Genomic DNA, 451 nt, shown 5'->3' with positions numbered 1-451 from the left:
CTCCAAGTACCTTCAGTACAACATATGCAGGTGGGGGATCATTCAATTCCGGCAACACGTTGAATATTCATAATGAGCCGAGCGTGATCAATGTGTATGATACGGCAACATTTGAGGAAAGAAGCCTTACGGCCGCACCGAATATCACAAGTATCCAGGAGGTGGGGCAGACATCATGAATTTGTTTATCCAGCAAAACATTGTCATTCATACTTTAAGAATCGAAGCGATATCGAACTCATCAGTCCTCCAGATTGGCAGTGCAGGGATCATCAAGCCGGTTTCCCAGTTGTTTAATACCGGTGGCTTCAGTGGGCCAGCTCCGGCTGTGGGAGGCTCCATAGTTCCTTTTATTCCATTATCTGAACCTAGAATATAAGTTGGATTGAAACATTCCGCAGTATAAACCCGGCAGGTATTGTGGGAGAGGTTGATCACTATGTACTACTTG

1 protein-coding gene is annotated in these 451 nt (G+C 45.2%); it reads left to right on the top strand.

The window, feature by feature from the left end:
• The first annotated feature begins 175 nt into the window (after positions 1 to 175).
• Entirely contained in the window at positions 176 to 379 is a 204-nt protein-coding gene (locus AC1DIP_RS22280) for a spore germination protein GerPB (protein ID WP_282935846.1), read from the top strand.
• Positions 380 to 451 lie beyond the last annotated feature (72 nt).

It is taken from the genome of Pseudarthrobacter sp. 05T312 (assembly GCF_056396685.1).
The sequence above is the reverse complement of the archived record's forward strand: the minus strand, read 5'-3'. Positions and strand labels throughout refer to the sequence as shown.

Bases quoted from the DNA above. Each gene is read 5' to 3' on its own strand.
- AC1DIP_RS22280 (WP_282935846.1), top strand. From the start codon at position 176: ATGAATTTGTTTATCCAGCAAAACATTGTCATTCATACTTTAAGAATC.